Annotated in this window: 2 protein-coding genes and 1 pseudogene; 1 reads left to right on the top strand and 2 read right to left on the bottom strand. The window is 70.2% G+C overall.

The window, feature by feature from the left end:
- Window positions 1-368: DinB family protein (locus ACTHJJ_RS04705; RefSeq protein ID WP_440301779.1), on the bottom strand; the 368-nt coding region annotated here is incomplete at its 3' end.
- Window positions 369-750: 382 nt separating this feature from the next.
- Between ACTHJJ_RS04705 and ACTHJJ_RS04710 the strand changes: the two genes are divergently transcribed.
- Entirely contained in the window at window positions 751-1,875 is a 1,125-nt protein-coding gene (locus ACTHJJ_RS04710; RefSeq protein WP_440301780.1) for an alpha/beta hydrolase, read from the top strand.
- A gap of 79 nt (window positions 1,876-1,954) precedes the next feature.
- On the opposite strand, the pseudogene purH reads toward ACTHJJ_RS04710, so the two are convergent.
- Window positions 1,955-2,499, bottom strand: a pseudogene (gene purH, locus ACTHJJ_RS04715) (bifunctional phosphoribosylaminoimidazolecarboxamide formyltransferase/IMP cyclohydrolase); the annotation flags it as partial.

A 2,499-nucleotide genomic window follows, 5' to 3' on the forward strand; every position in this document is an offset into this window, starting at 1 on the left:
CACGGCACCCGACCGGCAGCATCGAGGTCGAGGGCCTCGATCGTGGCGTCCGCGTGCTCCCAGACCCGCTCCCAGAGGCCTACGATCTGCGCCCGGGACTCCTCGGCCGTCGCCCACATGTCGGCGTTGGCTTCAGCGCCCTCCGCGAACCAGGGCAACGTCTCAGGGAAGGGCCGATCGAAGACGAACCCGAAGTATCCGCTGCCCACGCTCGCGACGTGCTTGACGAGCCCGAGCAGGTTGGTCCCGGTCGGAGTCAGCGGCCGCCGAGCGTCATACTCCGAGACACCCTCGAGCTTCCAGACCATCACATCCCTCCCCGCCTGCAGATAGGTCGTCAAGGTCTGCTTGAGGTCCGCGTCGCTCATGGCCAGATGCTGGCACAGCAGGCGCTGGGTCGCACCCGCATAACCCGTAGGCCCGCTGAGCGCCATACATCCGGGGGGCGATGTGACAGGTGGGGCCGAGCGCTCTCTCGACGTGACGAACGGCCCGCCCTCCCCGACGAACAGCCCGCCTTCCCCCGTCGAGTGAGCGCCCCATCACTCCAGCACCACGCCCGCGATGTGACGGATGGGGCCGAGCGCTCTCTCGGCGGTATGCCGCTCAGCCGGGGTCGACATCGGAAGGTTCCAAGCACGTTCATCAGGAACCGCCCGGTCGGCGGTCAGGAAAGGCGAAGGATGCTCCCAGCCCTTCGGGTCACCATCGAGCCGTGATGAATACGTGGAGCGCCCGGCGGGGGCCTAGGTGGAACTGACCGATGCGGGACCCATCGTCATACTCTCCATCCTCGCCGCCGGGCTCTTCGCGCTCGTCGTCATCGGCTGGCCGAGGGTCCGGGGCCGCCGAGGCGGAGCCGGGTTCCGCGCCGTAGAGGTGCTGGCCCTCAACGCCGTCGTCGTGACGCTCGCGCTCGCGGTCCTCAACGACCAGTACGTGTTCTACGCGACATGGGCGGACCTCTTCGGGGCCCGCTCACCACAGGTGCAGGCGCATCATGGCGGCACGGTCAAGGAGGCGCTCACCGCGCCGGTGCACGGCAACGGCCTCGCACAGCTACCTGCTCTTCCCAGCGACTTCGCTCTGCCACAACCGGGCTCGCGGCTGCAGACCTACTCCGTCCTCGACCCGAGTGCCGGCCGGCGCGTGCAGGTCCTCGTGTACCTGCCGGAGGGCTACAACCCACGATCGAGCCGGCGTTACCCGGTCATCCTCGGCCTGCACGGGTTCCCCGCCACGCCGACCAGCTTCGTCAACCACAACTTCCTCGCCAGCGCGACGCGGCTCACGATGGAGCACCGGCTCGCGCCGACGATCTTCGTCGTCCCGCAGATCGACGTGCCGTCCGAGGTCGACACCGAGTGCCTCAACGGGCCACGAGGCGACCCACAGTCCGAGACGTGGCTGACAAACGTCGTCCCCGCCTGGGCCGTCGCCCACCTGCACGTCCGGACGGACCGGGCGTCCTGGGCGACGATGGGCTACTCCTACTGCGCCTGGTGCTCGGCGCTGCTGAGCATGCGCCACCCCGACATCTTCGGCGCGGCGATCGTCATGCAGGGCTACTTCCATCCCGAGTTCGAGGCGTCCTACAGCCCCCTCAACGCGGCACAGCTGCGCCCGTACGACCTGACGCACGTCGCGAGCACGGCACCACCACCCCTCGCGATGTGGGTCCTCGCCTCGCGGCAGGACCACCGCTCCTACCCCTCCACCGCCGGGTTCCTCAAGGCGGCGCGACGGCCGCTGTCGATCACGTCGGTCGTCCTCGCCGAGGGTGGGCACCGGCCCGCGGTCTACGAGCCGTACAGCCCGGTCGCGCTCGCCTGGCTGGGGGCCACCCTGCCCGGCTTCCGGTTCTCCGGGACCTGACCGTCCACCCCGCCACCGACCTGCCCAAAGGGCAGGGCGGGGGTCAGCCCGTTCGGGCCGACCCCCGCCTCCATTTCGGTCAGTGGGCGAAGTGGCGCGTTCCGGTGAAGTACATCGTCACGCCCGCCTCGTTGGCCGCGGCAATGACCTCCTCGTCGCGGATGGAGCCACCGGGCGCGACGACCGCTCGGACACCCGCGTCGAGCAGGACCTGCAGCCCGTCCGCGAACGGGAAGAAGGCATCGGACGCCGCGACCGCGCCACGGGCCCGCTCCTCGCCGGCACGGTCGACCGCGAGGTGCGCCGAGTCGACCCGGTTGACCTGCCCCATCCCGATACCGATGCTCGCGCCATCGCTGGCCAGCAGGATGGCGTTGGACTTGACCGCCCGGACCGCCCGCCATGCGAACTCGAGGTCCCGCAGGGTTGCCTCGCCGGCGGCCTCCCCGGCGACGAGGGTCCAGCGGGCCGGGTCGTCACCGCCCGGCTTCTCGCCGTCCACGACGGCGTCGATGGCGTCGCGCTCCTGCATGAGCAGGCCTCCGGAGATCGGGCGCGTCTCGATGCCACCCGGGGTCTGCGGCGCGACCAGGAGCAGGCGAATGTTCTTCTTGCCCTTGAGGA

The organism is Intrasporangium sp. (assembly GCF_051961875.1).
Taxonomy (GTDB): Bacteria; Actinomycetota; Actinomycetes; order Actinomycetales; family Dermatophilaceae; genus Intrasporangium_A.